At 53.9% G+C, this 18,618-nt stretch carries 17 protein-coding genes; 12 read left to right on the forward strand and 5 right to left on the reverse strand.

What is annotated here, in order from left to right; translation table 11 throughout:
• Positions 1-7: 7 nt before the first annotated feature.
• The 4 genes from K1558_RS11205 (at position 8) to K1558_RS11220 (ending at position 3,848) form a co-directional block, all read left to right on the forward strand.
• Positions 8-700 carry a hypothetical protein gene (locus tag K1558_RS11205; RefSeq protein WP_238651653.1) on the forward strand — a complete coding sequence of 231 codons (693 nt, stop codon included), beginning with the start codon at positions 8-10 and terminating at the stop codon, positions 698-700.
• 152 nt (positions 701-852) lie between these two features.
• Positions 853-1,632 (forward strand): carbohydrate ABC transporter permease, encoded by a 780-nt coding sequence (locus tag K1558_RS11210; RefSeq protein ID WP_238651654.1) that lies wholly within the window; start codon positions 853-855, stop codon positions 1,630-1,632.
• Positions 1,616-2,464: a carbohydrate ABC transporter permease gene (locus K1558_RS11215; RefSeq protein ID WP_238651656.1), complete on the forward strand. Its 849-nt coding sequence runs from the start codon at positions 1,616-1,618 to the stop codon at positions 2,462-2,464. The genes K1558_RS11210 and K1558_RS11215 overlap by 17 nt, the downstream gene beginning before the upstream one ends.
• A 43-nt stretch (positions 2,465-2,507) precedes the next feature.
• Entirely contained in the window at positions 2,508-3,848 is a 1,341-nt protein-coding gene (locus K1558_RS11220) for an FAD-dependent oxidoreductase (RefSeq protein ID WP_238651657.1), read from the forward strand.
• A 446-nt stretch (positions 3,849-4,294) separates the two neighbouring features.
• Here K1558_RS11220 and K1558_RS11225 read toward each other — a convergent pair whose 3' ends face one another.
• Positions 4,295-5,536, reverse strand: a complete 1,242-nt coding sequence (locus K1558_RS11225) for an MDR family MFS transporter (protein ID WP_238651658.1) — start codon at positions 5,534-5,536, stop codon at positions 4,295-4,297.
• 149 nt (positions 5,537-5,685) lie between these two features.
• On the opposite strand from K1558_RS11225, the gene K1558_RS11230 reads away from it, so the two are divergent.
• On the forward strand, positions 5,686-7,473 hold the full coding sequence (locus K1558_RS11230) for an ABC transporter substrate-binding protein (protein WP_238651659.1): 1,788 nt from the start codon (positions 5,686-5,688) through the stop codon (positions 7,471-7,473).
• A 77-nt stretch (positions 7,474-7,550) separates the two neighbouring features.
• Here K1558_RS11230 and K1558_RS11235 read toward each other — a convergent pair whose 3' ends face one another.
• A complete protein-coding gene (locus K1558_RS11235) occupies positions 7,551-7,724 on the reverse strand; it encodes a hypothetical protein (RefSeq protein ID WP_238651660.1) in 174 nt (57 codons plus the stop codon).
• A gap of 213 nt (positions 7,725-7,937) precedes the next feature.
• On the opposite strand from K1558_RS11235, the gene K1558_RS11240 reads away from it, so the two are divergent.
• The 3 genes from K1558_RS11240 to K1558_RS11250 all read left to right on the forward strand — a co-directional run bounded on the left by K1558_RS11240 (position 7,938) and on the right by K1558_RS11250 (position 10,952).
• Positions 7,938-8,960 carry a hypothetical protein gene (locus tag K1558_RS11240; RefSeq protein ID WP_238651661.1) on the forward strand — a complete coding sequence of 341 codons (1,023 nt, stop codon included), beginning with the start codon at positions 7,938-7,940 and terminating at the stop codon, positions 8,958-8,960.
• 315 nt (positions 8,961-9,275) lie between these two features.
• A complete protein-coding gene (locus K1558_RS11245; RefSeq protein ID WP_238651662.1) occupies positions 9,276-10,496 on the forward strand; it encodes an aminotransferase class I/II-fold pyridoxal phosphate-dependent enzyme in 1,221 nt (406 codons plus the stop codon).
• A gap of 99 nt (positions 10,497-10,595) precedes the next feature.
• Positions 10,596-10,952: a hypothetical protein gene (locus tag K1558_RS11250; RefSeq protein ID WP_238651663.1), complete on the forward strand. Its 357-nt coding sequence runs from the start codon at positions 10,596-10,598 to the stop codon at positions 10,950-10,952.
• An 88-nt stretch (positions 10,953-11,040) separates the two neighbouring features.
• On the opposite strand, the gene K1558_RS11255 is transcribed toward K1558_RS11250, so the two are convergent.
• Positions 11,041-11,991 carry an alpha/beta hydrolase gene (locus K1558_RS11255; RefSeq protein WP_238651664.1) on the reverse strand — a complete coding sequence of 317 codons (951 nt, stop codon included), beginning with the start codon at positions 11,989-11,991 and terminating at the stop codon, positions 11,041-11,043.
• 140 nt (positions 11,992-12,131) lie between these two features.
• Here K1558_RS11255 and K1558_RS11260 point away from each other — a divergent pair, with 140 nt between their 5' ends.
• Together K1558_RS11260 and K1558_RS11265 are read left to right on the forward strand one after the other, a co-directional pair.
• Positions 12,132-12,668, forward strand: a complete 537-nt coding sequence (locus K1558_RS11260) for an RNA polymerase sigma factor (RefSeq protein WP_238651665.1) — start codon at positions 12,132-12,134, stop codon at positions 12,666-12,668.
• 164 nt (positions 12,669-12,832) lie between these two features.
• The gene (locus tag K1558_RS11265) at positions 12,833-14,029 is read left to right on the forward strand and encodes a DUF4179 domain-containing protein (protein WP_238651666.1); all 1,197 of its coding nucleotides are present in this window, start codon (positions 12,833-12,835) and stop codon (positions 14,027-14,029) included.
• Between the two features lie 71 nt (positions 14,030-14,100).
• Here the strand turns inward: K1558_RS11265 and K1558_RS11270 are convergent, their stop codons facing one another.
• Positions 14,101-15,381 (reverse strand): APC family permease, encoded by a 1,281-nt coding sequence (locus K1558_RS11270; protein WP_238651667.1) that lies wholly within the window; start codon positions 15,379-15,381, stop codon positions 14,101-14,103.
• A 118-nt stretch (positions 15,382-15,499) separates the two neighbouring features.
• Between K1558_RS11270 and K1558_RS11275 the strand changes: the two genes are divergently transcribed.
• Positions 15,500-16,435, forward strand: a complete 936-nt coding sequence (locus tag K1558_RS11275; protein ID WP_238651668.1) for a LysR family transcriptional regulator — start codon at positions 15,500-15,502, stop codon at positions 16,433-16,435.
• Positions 16,428-17,354 (forward strand): tyrosine-type recombinase/integrase, encoded by a 927-nt coding sequence (locus tag K1558_RS11280; RefSeq protein WP_238651669.1) that lies wholly within the window; start codon positions 16,428-16,430, stop codon positions 17,352-17,354. Before K1558_RS11275 ends, K1558_RS11280 begins: the two co-directional genes overlap by 8 nt.
• Positions 17,355-17,653: 299 nt before the next feature.
• Here the strand turns inward: K1558_RS11280 and K1558_RS11285 are convergent, their stop codons facing one another.
• A complete protein-coding gene (locus tag K1558_RS11285; RefSeq protein WP_238651670.1) occupies positions 17,654-18,577 on the reverse strand; it encodes an L-lactate dehydrogenase in 924 nt (307 codons plus the stop codon).
• Positions 18,578-18,618: the final 41 nt, after the last annotated feature.

The following is an 18,618-nucleotide window of genomic DNA, read 5'->3' on the forward strand; positions in this document are numbered from 1 at the left end:
AATGGATATGGGGAAATTGAAACAAAGATTGGAGCAAAACGGCCTGTCCTTGGTCGTCAGCCTGCCTGCTAATGATGCGGGACTGGCGAAGGCGGCGCTTGCGGAAGGTGCAGATGCTCTAAAGGTTCATTTTAATGTCGGCCACCGGGCCAGCGGCAATCATTTTGGTCCGCTTGACAGGTATGAGGATGTTTTTAGCGAGATTCGGGCTACCTTTGACGGTCCCTTTGGCGTAGTTCCCTCCGGCAGTCTGGAGGGGGTGGCGGAGGAAGATATCCGGCGGCTTGCTCCGCTCGGGTTCGATTTCTATTCGATCTATGCCCATCATCTGCCGTCCTTCATGCTGGGGGAGCACGGATTGGACCGGACCTTTGCTATAAATGATACGTATGATCTCAGTCAGGTTCTGGCGGGGGTGCGGTTCGGAATCACGGCGCTTGAAGCGTCCATTGTGCCCGGCAGCGAATACGGTACGGGTCTCAGCTTAGCAGACCTGCTGAAATACCGGTATCTGGCCGACCATTCCGGCCTTCCCGTGCTGGTCCCATCCCAGCGCAAGCTGGTTGCCGGCGATGTCCCTGCCTTGCAGCGTGCCGGAGTGAAGGCGATTATGCTGGGTGCGGTGGTGACCGGCAAGACAGAAGATGAACTGCGGCGGGCGGTCAGCTCGTTCCGCAGTGCCATCGACAGATTGAGCTAGAGGCGGTGAGTTCCGGTATGAACAGAAAGGTCAATAGACGAACTAAAGGTCCGCTTGCCCGTGAGGCACAGGTAACCGGATGGCTTTTTATATCGCCCATGCTGCTCGGTTTCACGTTGTTATTACTATTTCCGATGGGGAAGGCGCTCTATATGAGCTTGAATGACTGGCCGCTGCTTGGCGGGCACCGGTTCGTCGGTCTGGATAATTACAAGGATATTGCGGTGGACCCGCTGTTCTGGAAGGTCTTTGGCAATACAGCGTATTTTACGCTGGGTCTGGTGCCCTTTAACATTGTGCTGGCTCTCTTGCTGGCGTTGCTGTTATCCCGTAGCCTGAAGGGCATTGGCATCTTCCGTACCGCGATCTTCGTTCCCGTGATGACCTCGCTGATTGTATGGTCCATTGTCTGGAAGTATATGTTCGCCACCGATTCCGGGCCGATCAACCAGGTCTTGATGATGTTCAACATTAAAGGGGCCGCCTGGTTATATGATGAGAGGCTGGCGATGCCGGCCGTTATTGTGACGAGTGTACTGAAAAATGTCGGGCTGAACATGGTGCTCTTCATCGCTGCGATCCAGCAGGTATCGCGTTCGCTGTACGAGGCGGCTGAGCTGGACGGGGCGGGTAAGACCAAAACCTTTTTTAACGTGACCCTGCCTATGATTACGCCAACCGTATTTCTGACCGTGGTGATGACTGTGATTGGCTCACTGAAGGTGTTCGGCCAGATCTATGTGATGACCCAGGGCGGGCCGAGCAACAGCACCAAGGTGCTTGTCTATTACATCTGGGAAAAAGCGTTCAAGCTGTTCCAGATGGGCTACGCTTCGGCGCTGGCATTTGTGTTGTTCTTTGTCGTGTTGATCTTGACTCTGCTGCAGTGGCAGCTGCGAAAGAGGTGGGTATTCAATGAGAGCGACGCCTAACACCAGCCGAAAGTGGTCTGCAATAGGAGTGTATGCCGCGTTAACGGTAATATCGCTGATTATGCTCGTTCCGTTTCTGTGGATGCTGTCCACCTCGTTCAAACAGCCGCAGGATATTTTCACCTACCCGCCGCAGCTGATTCCGCCGGTGTTCCGGTTTCAGAATTATGTGGATGTATTTACGCTGATTCCGTTTCACCGCTTCTATTTTAACAGCGTCTATATTTCGTTTGTGGTCGTGGCGGGAACGGTATTTTTCGCTTCGCTGGCCGGTTATGCGTTTGCCAAAATTCCCTTTACAGGAAGAAATGCCGTATTTCTGGTGCTGCTCAGCGCCATGATGATCCCGCATGAAGTGACGGCGATCCCGATGTTCCTGTTCATGCGCGACCTGGGCTGGATCGACACGCATCTGCCGCTGATTCTATTGCCGATCTTCGGGGCAAGCGGGGTGTTCGGCATCTTCGTGATGCGGCAATTCTTCATTACCGTTCCTACGGAGCTTGAGGAGGCGGCGATGATCGACGGCTGCAGCCGGTTCCGCATTTACTGGCGGATTATGCTGCCGATTGCCCGTCCCGGCATGGCAACGCTGACGATTTTCACGTTCGTGTCCATCTGGAATGAATTCTTCGATCCGCTCATTTTCATCAATACACGCGAGCTGATGACCTTACCGCTTGGATTATCGCTGTTCACAGACGAAGTGGGCACTGCCTGGCATTATCTGATGAGCGCTACTGTCATGGCGACCGTGCCGCTGCTGATCGTCTTCTTCCTGGCACAGAAGCGGTTCATCGAGGGTGTGGCTATGACGGGACTTAAGGAATAGCACACCGGGAAGGAATAGCACTTACCGAAAAGGAGTAGATGATATGAATCCTGCAATTCAGGCGGATGTCGTTGTCGTGGGGGGCGGACCCGCAGGCATCACGGCCGCCATCGCTGCCGGACGGCTGGGGGCCCAGACGGTGCTCATCGAACGTTACGGGTTCGTGGGCGGTATGTCCACCGCTGCTATGGTCTATCCGTGGATGACCTTTCATACGGATAGCGGCGAGCAGGTAATCAAGGGCATCGCCCAGGAAATCGTAGACCGGCTGCAGGCCAGCGGCGGTTCGCCGGGCCACCTGCGGGATACGGTCGGCTTCGTCCATACGCTGACGCCTTACCATCCTGAGATCTATCAGGTGGTAGCCACAGATATGCTGCGCGAAGCCGGGGTGAAGCTGCTGCTGCACAGCTTTGTGGATGAGGTGGTAGCCAGCGGCGGCGAGATTGAACATGTGGTGGTGACGAACAAATCTGGACGAACGCCTGTCGCGGGGCGCATCTTCGTGGATTGCAGCGGAGATGCCGACGTTGCCAAGCTGTCCGGGGCTGAAACGCTGCAAGGGCGGGAGGGGGATAACCGTTCCCAGCCGATGACGATGAAGTTCAGAATGCGCGGTGTTGATTTACACAAGGTCAAAGCGTATATGATCAGCCATCCTGAAGAGTTCTACAGCAAAACGCCCATTGCCGAGCTGCCAGACCTGCCGCTCACCGGGGTAAGCGGCTTCTACTCGCAATGGAAACGGGCCGAGGTGCCGATTAACCGTGACCAGGTATTGTTCTTTGCTGGACCGGCTGACGACGAGGTGCTGATCAACTGCACCCGTGTCCAGGGATTGGACGCAACGAGTGCAGAGGATCTGACCTTGGCGGAACAGGAGGGACGCAAGCAGGTGTTGCTCATGGCCGAGTTTCTGAAGCGCGACGTTCCAGGCTTCGAACGGGCCTCAATCTCAGCGGTAGCGCCGCAGATCGGCATCCGCGAATCACGGCGGATTAAAGGCTACTACCTGTTGACCAAAGAGGATGTTGTAGAAGGCCGCAAGTTCAGTGATGTCATTGCCCGCAGCGGCTATCCGATTGACATTCACGATCCATCCGGCAAGGGAGTCACTGCCTCCTTCATCGCAGGAGATGGTGCGTACGATATCCCGTACGGCTGTCTGCTATCCGCCAATGTGTCCAATCTGCTGGCCGCAGGCCGCTGTATCTCGACCTCGCACGAAGCGCTGGCCACGACCCGGCTGACGCCAAGCTGCATGGCCACGGGCCAGGCAGCCGGAACGGCAGCAGCGCTCGCGGCCGTCACAGGGGTGAAACCGCAGGCGCTCGACATCCCGCAGCTGCAGGAGCAGCTGAAGCGGGATGGGGTTGTGTTATAGCAGTATCAAGATGGGCGGGCGACCCGCATCGTTACTTACGGTGTGTGTTGTAAGCAAAAAAGCGGGAACAGCAGGCTATACGTTGGCAGCTAGACCAAATGTGTGTTGAAAACAACATACAATCGGTTGGGGTAAGGTACCATGGACTGATTGTGTGTGAAAAACAGCATATAATCGACTGGTGTGAAGTACAGGGGGCTAAATGTGTGTTAAAAACAACATACAATCGACTGGGGCAAGGTACCTGGGACTGAATGTGTGTGAAAAACAGCATCCGGTTGGGCTCGTGCTACGCCGGCAATTAGAAACAGGGTGGATTAAAGTACATCGCTATTTAGTAACGTAATAAATATTATGTTAACTATCAAGGAGTTACTTGCATGAAAGTAAATAAACCCCAAACCCGCTTCACAGCAGGTTCGGGGTTTATTGAGGACTCAAACATCTTAAGCGCCAACCTGCCGCGCTGCACTTACTTCGGCGGCTTCGCGGATGCGGAGCCTTTTATGCGCGGTAATGAGGAACGGCAAGCCAAGCGCCGTTGTCAGCGCCAGCGGCACAAACACAGCAGGGCCATTCCCGGCTCCGAACTGGTCCAGCAGCAGCCCGCCCAGGATAGGTGCCATGACGTTGCCAAGGTTATTGAAGCCGATGGTGCCGAAATACGTACCTTTCCATTCCGGCTTGGCAATCCGGTCGATCAGCATATCCATCATGGTGAACAGCAGGACCTCTCCGACAGTGAATAACACTACGCTGAACATCAGCAGCGGTACTCCACCGGGTAAGCCGAACAATAGCAGACTAAGAGCAACACAGGCATTGCCCAGAATCAGCGGAACCACCGGCTGGAGGCGGCTGAATATGCGGACAAGCGGGTATTGCACAACCAGTACTGTTACAGCATTGAGCGACAGCATGTAAGAGAAGACTTTTCCTCCATTACTGAAATGGGTGTTCATCGCTAAGTACTGCGCCAGTGTCGAGCTGAAGTGGCCGTAGCCCAGTACACAAAAGATCGTTCCCAGCAGAACGGGCAGAAATACTTTGTCCCGGCCGGTCGTAGATAGCGCTTCAAGCAGCTTCGGTGTCCGGGCTTCCCCGTGAACCGGCAGGCTGGCGCGGTGGACCGAGAATTGCAGGAACAAAACAAGGCCATAGGCGATATAGACAATTCCGGCAATCATGAACGGGAAGGTGGACTTGGCGGAGCCAAGCTGCAGGCCGATAATCGGGCCGAATACCACACCCAGATTCACCGCAGCATACCGCAGGTTGAAGACCAGCAGCTTCTGATCGGGAGGCGTAATATCCGAGAGCAGTGCCCGCGAGGTCGGTTCAAACACGGCCCGGCACAGCCCGTTCAGCGTGTTCACCAGGAAGAACACCCAGATATGCTGCGCCGCCGAGAAGCCGAAGAATACACAGGCCCAGCCGAAGACCGACACCAGCATGACGATTTTGCGCCCGATCACATCCGAGATATAACCGCCGTAGAAGCTGATCAGCACCCCGGCCAGCGAGCTGACCGCTACCGTGAAGCCGGTCTGGGTGGCGGAAGCGCCAAGCACCTGTGTCAGGTAAATAGATAAAAAAGGAATGCTCATAGAAGTTACGAGCCGCCCGAACATCGTCCCGATGATGATGGTCCAGGCCAGAGGATGAATGTGCCGCAGATGTTGTTTCATAGTGATCAGATCTCCTAGCGGGTGTTGAATTTGGTTAACAAGGGTAATGCTTGTTGCATAGTTATTAGGTATAATTGTATAGATCAAAGGGGGAAATAAAAGTGTAAGATTCTCCGAAGACTTTTCACCTTTAAGAAGGAGCATGATATATGGACACCAGCAGCACACATTATCTCTGTTTGGCTTCAGCATTGGTCCCCGCCTATCCTATCCAGCAGCCCATTCCGGTAACGATTGAGCAATTGACCGGCATCCTGTGCTGCACTCCGCGCAATGTGAAGTTCATCCTGCGGAGGCTGGAAGAGCAGGCCCTGATCGCTTGGGTTCCCGGCAGAGGAAGAGGCCACTGTTCACAGCTGACTTTGCTGCGCAGCAGGGATGAGGTGCTGGAGGAGCTGTTCCAGGATATGGTCAGCAAAGGCCGGATGAAACATGCGACTGAGCTGATGGCTGAGTATCCGGTAAGTGAGCCGCTGAAGGAACGCCTGCTGGCGGTGCTTGACAAGCAGATGGGCCTGCGGAGTGAGCCGGACTCAGCATCCGGGCAGGAGGTGCTGCGCATTTCCCGTAACCGTTCGATGGAGAAGCTGGACCCGGCTACCGTTTACACCGCTTTTGAGACGTACCTGCTCGGGCATATTTGCAGTACATTGATTACCTATGATGCGCAGAGCAGAGCATTTCAGCCGGGGCTTGCCCATACATGGGAGGCCAACGAGAGCCGCACCAGTTATCTGTTCTATCTGCGCAAAGGGGTCAGATTCCATCATGGCCGGATGATGACCTCACGGGATGTCAAAGAGACCTTGCAGCGTCTAATTAACCTTGGGAGTCCAGCCTCTTGTCACTTCAAGGATATTGCCCATGTGGAGCTGGAAAGTGATTACCGCATCCGCTTCGATCTGCAGCAGCCTAATCTATTCTTCCTTCATCTGTTCAGCTCAATCTATATGTCTATTCTGCCTTATGATGCCGATTTCTCACAGCATCCGGTCGGAACAGGACCTTATCAAGTGCTCGATCTGAGCAAGGATGTGCTGGTGCTTGGCGCATTTGATCTCTATTACGGAATCCGTCCGTTGCTGGACCGGGTCGAAATCTGGTATTTGCCGCACTTAGCCTCAAGCGTGCGCCAGTACCAGCTTACGGATGCCAGCGCCGACCAAGGGGGGCCTACTGCTGCTCAGGAGGTTCAGGGCCACAGCATTGAATATCCTTCACTTGGCTGCCGCTACATTATGTTCAACTTCAGAAGGGCCGGCATACATCATCAACTGGCTATCCGTCAGGTGCTGAGAATACTCTATAACCCGCTCTCCATGGTCCGGGAGCTTGGAGGGAGCCGGAGTCTGCCGGCGGACAGCTTCCTTCCCTGGCGGAGCAGCGGGCATCTGTTCACCGAGCCTCCCTTGGAAGAAGCTCAGGCGCTGCTTCAAGCAGGCGGATACCAAGGGGAAGAGCTGAAGCTGGCTTACCGCACCCGCAAGGAGGAGCAGGAGGAGGCGCTATGGCTGCTGGAACGCGGCAGGAAGATCGGATTGAATCTTGTGCTGTATCCGGTCACCGAATATGGTCTGCCAGAGCTGATTCACCATGCGGATCTCTTCATTTGCGAAGAAGTGCTGGAGGATGACTGGCAATGGGGAATGATTAATTATTTCCACAATGAATCCAATTATCTGCATGATCTTCTCTTGGACAGCCAGAAGGCGGAGTTAGCGGAGACATTGGAGCCTTTCTCCCGGCTGGCGGCGGAGGACCGCGCGAAACTGCTGGATCTGGCGGAGAGCAAGCTGCGCGATGACTGCTGGGTGCTGTATGGCTGCCACATGAACAAGCAGGCGCAATTTAGCCAGAGTCTGTTCGGGCTTGAGGCCGGGTCCTTCGGATTCCTGGACATTTCCAAGCTGTGGGTGAAACCGGGTTTCAGCAGTTAACAAAAGAAACGGCTGCTGTCCGAAATGGACGGCAAGCCGTTTCTTTGTGTGCTGGGAGGGTAGCGTCTAAGCCGGACTCATACCGCTTTCTGCTGTTTACCGTCACATTTCTTGCAGACGGCCAGCTGCTTCCCCTCAGGATCTTTGCCGATATAGAGCAGTTTAATCCGGGTACTGCCGCAGACCGGACAGGTGCCCCTTGCCCGGGAAGGTGTACGCCAGAGGGCTTTGCCGCGTTTGTTTTTGGACATGTGTACTCCCACTTTCGTCTGGAATAATCTATCCTATGCCTGGAAATCAGCGGCGATTCGAGGGAGGGCATAATTTGTTGTTGGCCCGCATAATCCAATGAATCTATATACCCCTTTACATAAATTTGGTAAATTGAAATTGCGAGAATCGTGAGTTTCATAAACGAATTTCTGCCTATAATTACAGAACTCTAATCAACAGAGGAGGACCAAATGACAGACTTATCTTTTACCTTATGGAATGATTTGGACCGGTTTGAACGGGGAGACTCCAATGTCCGCACGGGGAGTTATAAGGGCCGTCAAGCGGCGTATCTTGAACAAGCCGGTTCCGCCGTTTTTCTTAGTGAGGACATTACTTTTCCCTGCTATCGTCTTCAAGCTGAGGTTGCGATTCCGGGAGAAGTTGGCTTTGTAGGGCTTATATTCGGTGCTAAGGATGTAACTAATTATGAGCTGGTCTATTTGGCTCCAATCGAAATTCAATACGATCCCATTATGAATGGCTCGATGACCTGGCAAATTTACAATGGCACTAAGTATCAGAAGCCGTTACCCAATATGACGGGGAAATGGGTGAATTTCGCCGTGGAGGTGCAGCCGGAAGGTGCAAGGGTCTATATGGGGGAAGAGACAGCTCCTCAACTAGTGATTCCTAATCTTCAGCACGGAGTTCCTGACGGAAAGATAGGGTTCTGGGGATTTGCTCCTTGTTACATACGCAATCTTACGGTCGAAGAAATTCAACCGGTCCCAATCCCGAAAATTGAAACTGATCTGAAGTGTCTGTCCGCAGATACCGTTGTAACCGAATGGATGGTTTCCGCATCATCAGGGAGCGACTGGAGAACAGCTGTTGTAGAAGAGAATGGAGTCCTGAACCTCAATCGCTGCTTCACAGCGAAGCAAACAAACGTGGTGCAGGCAAAAAGTATCTTTCATATCCCGGAAGAGGCAGATAGTTATATAACACTTGGTTTCAGTGACCAAGTGCGTGTGTGGGTTAATGAAGAAGAAATCTACCAGGGAACCTGGTGTTGGAAGCCTCCTGTGAGTGATGGGCGTATCTATTCAGATTATGCCAGGGTGCCCGTTCAGTGGAGAGCCGGAGTGAACACCATTCGTGCTGAAGTGATGAACACAGAGCAGTTCGGCTGGGGACTCTGTGTACGGACAGGACTGTCCAACATGGAATATATAACCGAAGAGGCTGAATCAATGAATGCTAATAGTTAAGCAATAACGGCTGCGCCATCCTTAGGGATGAGGCGGCCGTTTCTATGAGTAAAGGCTCATGCTTTGTACTCTTGTTAAAAACGGGCAATCTGCGCCAAAAAAACAGCGTATAACATAAATTATACGCTGTTTTACTTCAGATCGATTTTTATATCATTTCTCGCACTAGTTGTCGCCTCAAATAGAGTGAATTTCATAGAATAATATATTATTAATGGGATTTACAACCATAAATTGCGTTCACCGTTTCTTTCTCCTCTTAAGAGTCTCGAACCCGTGCTATACTATTGAAAAAAGTATGCTGGAGGGAATCCATTGATACATAGCAGCAAGCAGCATAAATGGAGATCAGACAAGCTGGCGCATCTGGGATCTTCGATCTTCGCCGAGGTGGCCGCCTGGAAGGCTGAGGCCCGGCAATCGGGACTGGGCATCATCGATCTTGGCATTGGCAGCCCTGACCGGGCGCCTCTGCCTGAGATTCGTCAGGCTTTAAGTGATGCAGTTCTGCGGGAGGATAGCTACGCTTATCCGTCATCTGAGGGAAGCATCTCATTTCGGAATCAGGCGGCGAGTTGGATGCAGTGGCGGTTCGGGGTTGAGGTTGATCCAGAGAAGGAGATCGTGTCATTAATGGGCTCGCAGGATGGACTGGCTCACCTGGCCCTGGCCGTCTGCAATCCCGGCGATCTGGCGATTGTGCCGGACCCCGGCTATCCCATCTATTCAGGTGCGCTGGCGTTAGCAGGGGTCAGAGCCTGGCCGCTGCCGCTTCTGGAGGAGAATGCGTTCCGTCCTGATCTGGAGAGTATTCCCGACGAGGTCTGGCGCGAAGCTTCTTTTATACTGCTCAGTTTTCCGGGCAATCCGATTTCGGTTACGGTGGATCTGGCTTACATGGAGCGGCTCGTGGAGCTTGCCCGTAAGTGGGAGGTGCTGGTCGTGCATGACCTGGCGTATTCAGAGATGGGCTTTGAGGGTTACCGGCCGATCAGCATTTTGCAGGTACCCGGAGCACGGGACACTGCCGTTGAATTTCATTCCTTCTCCAAAAGCTTCAACATGGCCGGCTGCCGCATCGGCTTCATGACGGGGAATGCTGAGGCAGTGGGAGCATTGCATGAGTTGAAGAGCAACGTGGATTATGGCGTGTTCGAGCCGGTTCAGGAAGCGGCGGTTGCAGCGCTGGAGCAGGCGATGGCCTCCGGGCCAGACCAAGGCGTGGCTGTGCTGTATGAGCGGCGGCGGAATCTTGTGGTTGAAGCGCTGCGTCGGGAAGGGTGGACGGTGCCTTCGCCGGAAGCGACTATGTTTATTTGGGCAAGGCTGCCGGACGCCTACGGGGTTAAAGGAGAAGCCGGAAGATCACGCCGTTTCGCTCATGATCTGCTGTTGAGAACCGGGGTAGCGGTGATTCCCGGAGATGCTTTTGGCAGCCAGGGGGAAGGGGATGTGCGGATTGCGCTGGTAGAGGAGGAAGAACGGCTCCTGGAGGCTGCACAGAGAATTGGGGAGTTTCTGCGTACAGTCGGGTGAAACGAAGTGACATAACCAATATTATGTTAACTCATGTAATTCGCTTGTCACAATTCAGGGTAATAAGGACCAACTACAATTATTCAGGAGGGTGACCTTATGGGATTCAACATTGGAGGATTAGGCGATAAAATACAAGGAGTGGTCGGTTCCCTCAAAGATGGGCGGGCCGTAGAGCTGCTGCAAAAGTTACCGCTGGACAAGCTGCCGCTTGATCAACTGCTGCAGAAGCTGCCGCTCGATCAGTTGCTGTCGAATCCTTTTCTGCAAAAGTTCACTCCGTTCGAGTCCTTGAAGGATCTGCTGCAAAAAGGGGGCTTCGCTGCCGGCTCCGCAGAGGAGATGAAGTCGCTCCCGCCGGGTCAGCTGGATGAGCATGTAGCGAAGACCACTTCCTTCGGTTCACTGAAGGATATGCTGATCAAGGCGGTGGAGTTCTACTCTCAGCGGAAATAGAGGATATATCGGCAAGCAGCTATACACTTAAAGAAGCCCGCAGCGGAATACTATACCGCTGCGGGCTTCTTTACTATGTCGCAGGAGATTATTGCTTCAGCCAAGCGGTGGCCAGCAGCAATGCTCCTTTGTTGGCGTTAGTATCTGCTAAGGCATTCAGCATCACGAAGTCGTGGATGATGCCCTGGAACCGCACGGCTGTGACAGGGACTCCGGCTTCTCGGAGCTTGTCTGCATAGGCCTCGCCTTCATCCCTGAGCACATCGGCTTCACCGGTAATGATCAGGGCTTCCGGCAGACCGCTAAGCTGGTCCAGGCTGGCCCGCAGCGGAGAGGCGGTAATCTGTGCACGCTCGTCAGGATCAGTGGTATATTGATCCCAGAACCATTTCATCCCCTCGCGCTGGAGGAAATAGCCTTCTGCGAACCGATGATATGATTCTGTATCGAAGGAAGCGTCAGTTACCGGATAGAACAGCAATTGCTTGGAGATAGCCGGACCGCCGCGTTCTTTGGCCATGAGGGTGATGGCAGCCGTCATGTTGCCGCCGACACTGTCTCCGGCTACACTCAATTGGGAGGCATCAAGTCCATAGGTGGAGCCTTCCGCAGCGATCCATTCCAGGACGGCGTAGATTTCTTCAATAGCGGTAGGGTATTTAGCTTCCGGGGACAGGCTGTATTCCGGGAATACCACGGCAGCGCCCGTTCCAACAGTCAGCTCGCGGATGAGCCGGTCATGGGTGTGGCTGTTGCCGAAGACCCAGCCTGCACCATGAATGTATAGAATGACCGGCAGGGTAGTATCGGAAGTGCCGACTGGACGGACAATCCGAACCTTCACTTCACCGCCTGGACCACCCGCAATAGTCAGATCCTGCAGATCTGCTTCGGGCTTGTCGATATAGCCAGCCTGAACGGTATTTACTGTTTCACGGCCTTTTTCCGGGCCCAGATCGGGCAGAAAGGGAGGCTTTGCGTTATCGTCAGCGAATTTCTGCGCTGCTGGTTCGAGAATAATTTTTTTATTTTCAGGCATAGATCACACACTCCTTCTTCGATCTGATTGAGGTCAAGCCCTCCTTCATCCATAACCTGCCTGTAATTATCTGAAACGCAAATCGAACGGATTGCCGGGGTCAAAGTGTATATCTAATAAAGCGATAAGGGGGAGAGCGAGTGAAGCAATACCCCATCACAGAGCAACAGGCCCAAGAGATGTTTGAAGCCCACTCTTCCTACATTTATGGCATTGTGCTTATGATGACCAAGCAGCGGGCGCTGGCAGATGATATCACCCAGGAGACTTTTTTGCGTGCTTTTGCCAAATACCATTTGTATGATCCCTCCAGGCCTCTGCGGCCATGGCTCTACCGGATTACCGTCAATATTACCCGCAATCAGCTGCGCAGGTTCACCTGGATGAGGTTGGTTGCCGGAGTCCCGGAGGAGGGAGCAGAGTATTCGGCAGAGAGCCTTGCTGTGCATAGTGAGAATCAGCTGGAGCTGTGGAATGCGGTCAGTAACCTGTCAGCTAAGCTTCGGGAAGTAATTACGCTGCACTATTATGCCGGATTGTCATTGCCTGAGACCGCTGAGGTGTTGAGTATTCCGCTGGGAACTTGCAAGTCCAGGCTTCATGCAGCACTGAATAAGCTAAGAGAGTGCGGCGAGCTTGACCCGGGTCTGCTGATGATGAAGGAGGGAATCCAGTGACGACAGCTAAGGACAGGCTGAATGCAGAATCCGGCGGATTAATTGAACAATTACAGAAAGAAACTGAACACATGATACACAGTATGCCTTCTTCCGTTCATTTTGATGAATTGTGGAGACTACATACTGAAGGGAATGCGGAAGGGAGGAGAGATCGACGCCGGTTGTCACCGTTTAAAAAGTGGATCATCGTAGCCACAGCTGTGCTGGCTGTTACGGCCGGATCAATTACGGGGATCGGATTCGTCTCCCCCCAGATAGCAGAGGCGCTGCGAGTCATTCCATTCTTCGATTATTTGTATGCGAAAGATGTGTACACGGCGAACTTCAAAGTCATTGAGCAGAAGCAGCTTAGCAGCCCTGTGGGGCTTGAGGCCAGAGACCAGGGTATAACTTTTGAAATGGCAGAGGTGTATTATGACGGGATTCAGCTGGTGCTAAATTACGAGGTAACTTATCCGGAATCGTCACCGCCGATTACAGAACAGGACGCGGAAGTCTACTATGACCTCCAGCTGAGGGATCATGAACCGCAGTCGATTTCCACACACGATTTCACGATTACAGGAGACCATACCTTTGTAGGCACCACACGGCAATCTTTCGGCGATAAGGACCTGCCTAGTCAGTTGACGCTGGATATGACCATTGATGCTATCGGAGCTACCAAAGGAAATTGGGATCTCACCATCCCGCTGGATGCAAGCAAGAGTAAAGCGCTGACCTCCACAGTGTATCCGAAGGATCTGAATTTCACTTACAGGAAGTCACTATATACGCTGGAGAAGCTGATCCTTGGCCCGGTCAATACACAGGTGATTGTGCGGAATCTGTATCCCCGTGAGAAGCTGAACGTGCTGCTCGAAGATGACAAAGGCACCTTGTATACAGATCAGGGCGGAGGGGCCACCAATGACTACTATTATTTCAACTTCACACCGCTGACAGCGCTCAATCCAGAGCCTGCCTATGTGACCCTGATCGTTACTGAATCCCTGGAAAATGGAGAAGTGAAGCGGGCGGTGGACCGTCAGCACCTGAATGGAGCGTTCCCTATAACGCTTCAGGGCGTTGAAGGAGGCACGGTGAAGGTGACTTCCGTTGATTATGAGGAGAAGCAGACCGTTGTGTACTATGAAGCCAGTCAGGTCATGAGCCAGATAACCCCGTTAAGATTGGAGGAGAAAGAGGGGCAGACGATCTTACCCAATGGACAGCCGGTGCGCATTAGCCGGGATCAATTAGCCTTTAAGCTGATTTTTCCGCCAGTGCAGCCATCCGACCGGCTCAAGATTGTGGCTAATTCCTTCTCATATTCAAAGGATACACAGCAGTTCCGTCTCCGCATCCCGCTTCAGTGAAACAAATAACTGTTAATAGGCCGAACCCTCCTGAATGGACGGATCGGCCTATTTCGTGGTTAATAGTGAAATTACTGTTCGATTATTCCCTGGCTTTTCGCCCCAACCCTCAAATAGAACACCCCGGCGAAGATTAATGTAATCACCAGCGGATACAGAATCGCCCAGCCGGTGAACGGAAATACGCATACCGTGGCGGCAAAAGAAATCCAGCTGATCGTAACGCCCCTGCGGCTGTCACGCAGCAAGCGGATACCGGCCGCGCAGCCGCCGATGTACGTGAGGATGAAGGTGGCGTTGGGGAAGGTGATTAGCGTGGTGATGGAGACCAGGCCGCTTCCATAAAGTGATAACACCAGAGTAAAGCATACGGTCAGGAAGCTGATCGCTCCGACAGGGGTCTGGTAACGCGCGGACAGGCGGCCCATCCATTTCGGTGCTTCCCCCTGACGGGCCAGGGCGTAGGCTACCCGCGAGGCAGCGCCGGCATAGGCAATAATTGTGGCTGTACAGATGAACAGCCCCGTCAGTCCGGCAATGAAGCCGCCCCATGCGCCCAGTGGCCGGCTGATGATCCAGAGCAGCGAAGCATCAGCCCCGCCGTGCAGGTAGCTCTGGGTGCCGACCGTAGCAAGTGCCGAGAGGAAATAGAGAATGCCGACAATGACAGCGGCGATGCTCACGCCCTTGACTGCGGCGCGCTGCGGGTCCTTGAATTCTTCAGATAGATGCGAGACGGCTTCCCATCCGATGAAGCACCAGAAGAGAATCGCAGCTGCCTGACCGACACTCACCCAGCCGTGAGGGGCAAATGGGGTAAAGTTAACACGTTCCATATTAGGCAGTGCTGCAGCAAAAGAAAAGACCAGAACCGCAACAATAGCAATCACTACTGCGATCTGCACCTTGCCGGCAACCTTCATGCCCAGCCAGTTGGTGACCAGTCCAATGACCAGCATACCGGAAGCGAGGGCGATTCTTGCCGGATTGGCCCAGCCCATAGCTGCGGTCATGTATCCGGCTCCGGTAAGGGCGGCCACAGGTGCGCCGACCGGAACGGACATCAGGAAGAACCAGCCGACCAGGGCCCCGGCCTTGGGGCCGAAGGCCAGTGTGACGAAATGGGATACCCCGCCGGCATTCGGGAATCTCGCAGAGAGCAGCCCCATCGAGAGGGCGAGCGGAAGAATCAGCAGGGACATGAGGCCCCAGGCCAGCAGGGAGGCCGGGCCGGCCATTTCAGCCGCCAGGCCAGGGACAATTAACACACCTGAACCAAGTACGGCTCCGATATATAAGGCTATGGCCTGTGTCATTCCGATATTGCGCTGTAATGAGGGTTTGTCTGTCATATCCATATTCCTGCTTTCCTTGTATTTGATCCTAGAGTATCAGATAATAGATCCATTGGAAAAACGGAATTATTCTATGGTATCCATCTGCTAAACCGATGGATGGAAGGAGGCCGACTTGGAGTCTAAGCATTTGTTCACCTTTCTGGTCGTCGTCGAGACCGGCAGCTTCACCCGTGCCGCCCAGAGGCTCGATTACGCCCAATCCAGTATTACAGCCCAGATCCAGGCGCTTGAAGCAGAGCTGGCCCAGCCGCTGTTCGACCGGATCGGTAAAAAAATCATTCTGACCGATGCCGGACGCCGCCTGCTGCCGTATGCCCAGGAGATTCAGAGCATCCATTCCATGGCGGAGAAGGCGCTCCGGTCCGAGACGGAGATCGCCGGCTCGCTGCGGATTGGCGCACCGGAATCACTGGCAGCCTTCCGTCTTCCCGGCATCATCAAGGACTTCCGCAGCCGTTATCCGCAGGTGCAGATCACACTGAAGCCGGGGGCCTGCTGGGAGCTGACCGAATTCGTACGTTCCGGGGAGCTGGATCTTGCGTTTCTGCTTCAGCCGGAGACCGAGTATAAGGATCTGTACTCGACCACACTGATCCATGAAGCAATGGCACTGGTGGCACCGCTGGATCACCCGCTGCGGGTGCTGGCAGAGGTAACACCGCTGGATCTTAAGAATGTAACGATACTGCATACGGAGAGCGGCTGCACCTACCGCACCTTGTTTGAACGCCATCTGAACAGCCATGGTGTATTTCCTGATCCCAATCTGGAGTTCTGGAGCATTGAGGCCATCAAGCAGTGTGTCATGGCGGGGCTCGGCATCTCCTTCCTGCCGCTGATTACAGCCCGGCGGGAGCTGGCGGAAGGCAAGCTGGCCCTCCTGAACTGGGATGATCAGTCACAGCGGGTGGCGACCCAGGTCGTCTACCATAACAAGAAGTGGCAATCGCCTGCGCTTAGCGAGTTCCTTAGAACGATAGAACAGCATGCTGCTATATGGAGAACGGCAGACTTAAGTGAACCTGAGGGGGATACGGAGGATGAATGAACTGGAGCTGAACTATGAAGAAGAGCTGGAAGCGTTTGTCATCTGGATGAAAGACGCGGGGTATACGGCGTATACCCGCAAATCCTATCTGGCGGATGCCCGGGAATTCCTGGCCAGCCTGAACGGCAAAGACCTGGCGAATGTCAAGAAGCTGCATGTGGTCTCTTACCTGACCTCCGTCCGCGAACGCGGGGTGAGCGATGCTACCCGGAACCGCAAGCATGCTTCGGTAAGCTGCCTATTCAAGGCATTAACAGAGCTGGAGCTGCTTGCCCATAATCCTGCAGCGGGAATTAAGAAATCGCGGACCGAGAAGAACCGGGAGCCGGTCTATCTGGATGAGGCGGAGCTGCAGCGCTTCCTGTCAGCAATAGACGGCAAATACCGGAGCCGCAATCTGGCGGTCTTCCTGCTGATGTCCTATATGGGGCTGCGGGTGGGAGAGGTACATACTCTGAACCTGAGTGATTATATTATAGACAGACGCACGCTGCGGGTCTTCGGCAAAGGGCGGAAATGGCGGAATGTTCCGGTCCCGGAGGATATTGCCCCTTATCTGGACCAGGCGCTGGCTGAGCGGCTGACGCCCTGGCGCAGCAAGGAAGAAGCCATGTTCATCTCGCAAAAAGGCCGCCGGCTGTCGATCCGCGGAATCCAGGGCATCGCTGCGGATACCTTCAGCCGCTTCCAGCGGGAGGTGCCGCCGTCCCAGCAGCGCGCTTATTCCAGCCATAAGCTGCGGCATTCCTTCGCCACCATGCTGCTGCGCAAGGGGGCGGACCTGCGCACCGTTCAGGAGCTGCTGGGTCACTCCTCCATTCAGACAACTACCGTCTACACTCATATTACCAGCCGGGAGAAGGAAGAGGCGATGTCCAGGCTGCAGATCAGCATTGCCGATCACACCGGCAGCAGTTAGTAACCAGTTCCCAGGGGCAAGCCCCCTGGCTTAACTATGAACTTTTGTTCATAACCTCTACATAAACTGTATCCAGTGTGCTTTTTTATGATGACAACGTTCTTCTGAATTGCTAACATGAGAAAGGGCCAAAATCATGACCGAAAATGCAGGATAAATGCAGGATACACATGGGGGATTTACCGTTTTTTGCTTTAATGGGTTAACGCGTCTTCGCGTATGATTGAAGGGAGACGTTCGTGAGCACAACAATAGCCGCCAATCCGTTCAGATTGGCGGCTGGTCTGTCCTGCCGGAGACTAGAGCTCCAGCTTGGCAATCTCGCTCTTGAGCTTATCAGCCGACTGCTGGAAGAGGCTCTGCTCTTCCGGGCTGAGCGGAAGATCCAGCACCTCGCGCACGCCGGTGCGGTCAACGACACAGGGTGCACCGAGGAAGACATCGGATACCCCATTATAGTTGTTCAGCAGGGTGGATACATTCAGCACGGAGCCTTCATTATTCAGAATGGAGGCAACAATCCGGTCCAGGGCCAATGCGATGGCGTAAGAGGTTGAACCTTTGGCATCGATGATCTCGTAGGCGGCATTCTTTGTGTCCTCGAAGATCTCTTTGCGTTCCTCTTCATCGAATCCGAGATCAATGCCTGCGACGTTGGCCAGACTCCAGACCGGCAGCTCGGAATCGCCATGCTCGCCGATGATCTGTCCATGGATGCTCCGGGGATCAATTTCCTTGTGCTTCCCGATCAGATAACGGAAGCGGGCGCTGTCGAGTACTGTTCCGGACCCGATGACACGTCTGCGGTCGAAGCCGCTGATCTTCAGGGTGGCATAGGCCAGAATATCGACCGGATTGGTAGCAATCAGCAGGATGGCATGATGATTGTATTTCGTAATTTTCTGGATGATATCTTTGAAGATCGAGATGTTCTTGCGGAGCAGGTCGATACGGGTCTCACCGGGCTTCTGGGAGGCACCGGCTGTGACAATAATGATATCGGCTTCGCGGCAATCCTCATAGGTTCCCGCCCATAGCTTCACACCCCCGACGAAGGGCAGGCCATGGTTCATATCCAGTGCTTCGCCAAGCGCTTTCTGATGATTGACATCGATCAGCACAAGCTCGGGCATCCGTTTGCGCAGCAGCAAGGTGTAGGCGGTTGTGGTTCCGACAGCGCCGGTGCCGATTACTACGACACGATTGGGCTTAAATGGGGCCATGGTTGAATCTCCTCCAGCATTTGTAATTTATTTGGGTGATT

Origin of the sequence: Paenibacillus piscarius (genome assembly GCF_022234545.1) — a bacterium.
Classification (GTDB): Bacteria; Bacillota; Bacilli; order Paenibacillales; family Paenibacillaceae; genus Paenibacillus_AQ; species Paenibacillus_AQ piscarius.

Coding starts and splice junctions, on each gene's coding strand:
- K1558_RS11235 (WP_238651660.1), bottom strand. CDS start 7,724: ATGTCCAAAAACAAACGCGGCAAAGCCCTCTGGCGTACACCTTCCCGG.
- K1558_RS11225 (WP_238651658.1), bottom strand. CDS start 5,536: ATGAAACAACATCTGCGGCACATTCATCCTCTGGCCTGGACCATCATC.
- K1558_RS11240 (WP_238651661.1), top strand. CDS start 7,938: ATGACAGACTTATCTTTTACCTTATGGAATGATTTGGACCGGTTTGAA.
- K1558_RS11255 (WP_238651664.1), bottom strand. CDS start 11,991: ATGCCTGAAAATAAAAAAATTATTCTCGAACCAGCAGCGCAGAAATTC.
- K1558_RS11210 (WP_238651654.1), top strand. CDS start 853: ATGAGCTTGAATGACTGGCCGCTGCTTGGCGGGCACCGGTTCGTCGGT.
- K1558_RS11220 (WP_238651657.1), top strand. CDS start 2,508: ATGAATCCTGCAATTCAGGCGGATGTCGTTGTCGTGGGGGGCGGACCC.
- K1558_RS11285 (WP_238651670.1), bottom strand. CDS start 18,577: ATGGCCCCATTTAAGCCCAATCGTGTCGTAGTAATCGGCACCGGCGCT.
- K1558_RS11205 (WP_238651653.1), top strand. CDS start 8: ATGGGGAAATTGAAACAAAGATTGGAGCAAAACGGCCTGTCCTTGGTC.
- K1558_RS11215 (WP_238651656.1), top strand. CDS start 1,616: ATGAGAGCGACGCCTAACACCAGCCGAAAGTGGTCTGCAATAGGAGTG.
- K1558_RS11280 (WP_238651669.1), top strand. CDS start 16,428: ATGAATGAACTGGAGCTGAACTATGAAGAAGAGCTGGAAGCGTTTGTC.
- K1558_RS11250 (WP_238651663.1), top strand. CDS start 10,596: ATGGGATTCAACATTGGAGGATTAGGCGATAAAATACAAGGAGTGGTC.
- K1558_RS11270 (WP_238651667.1), bottom strand. CDS start 15,381: ATGACAGACAAACCCTCATTACAGCGCAATATCGGAATGACACAGGCC.
- K1558_RS11230 (WP_238651659.1), top strand. CDS start 5,686: ATGGACACCAGCAGCACACATTATCTCTGTTTGGCTTCAGCATTGGTC.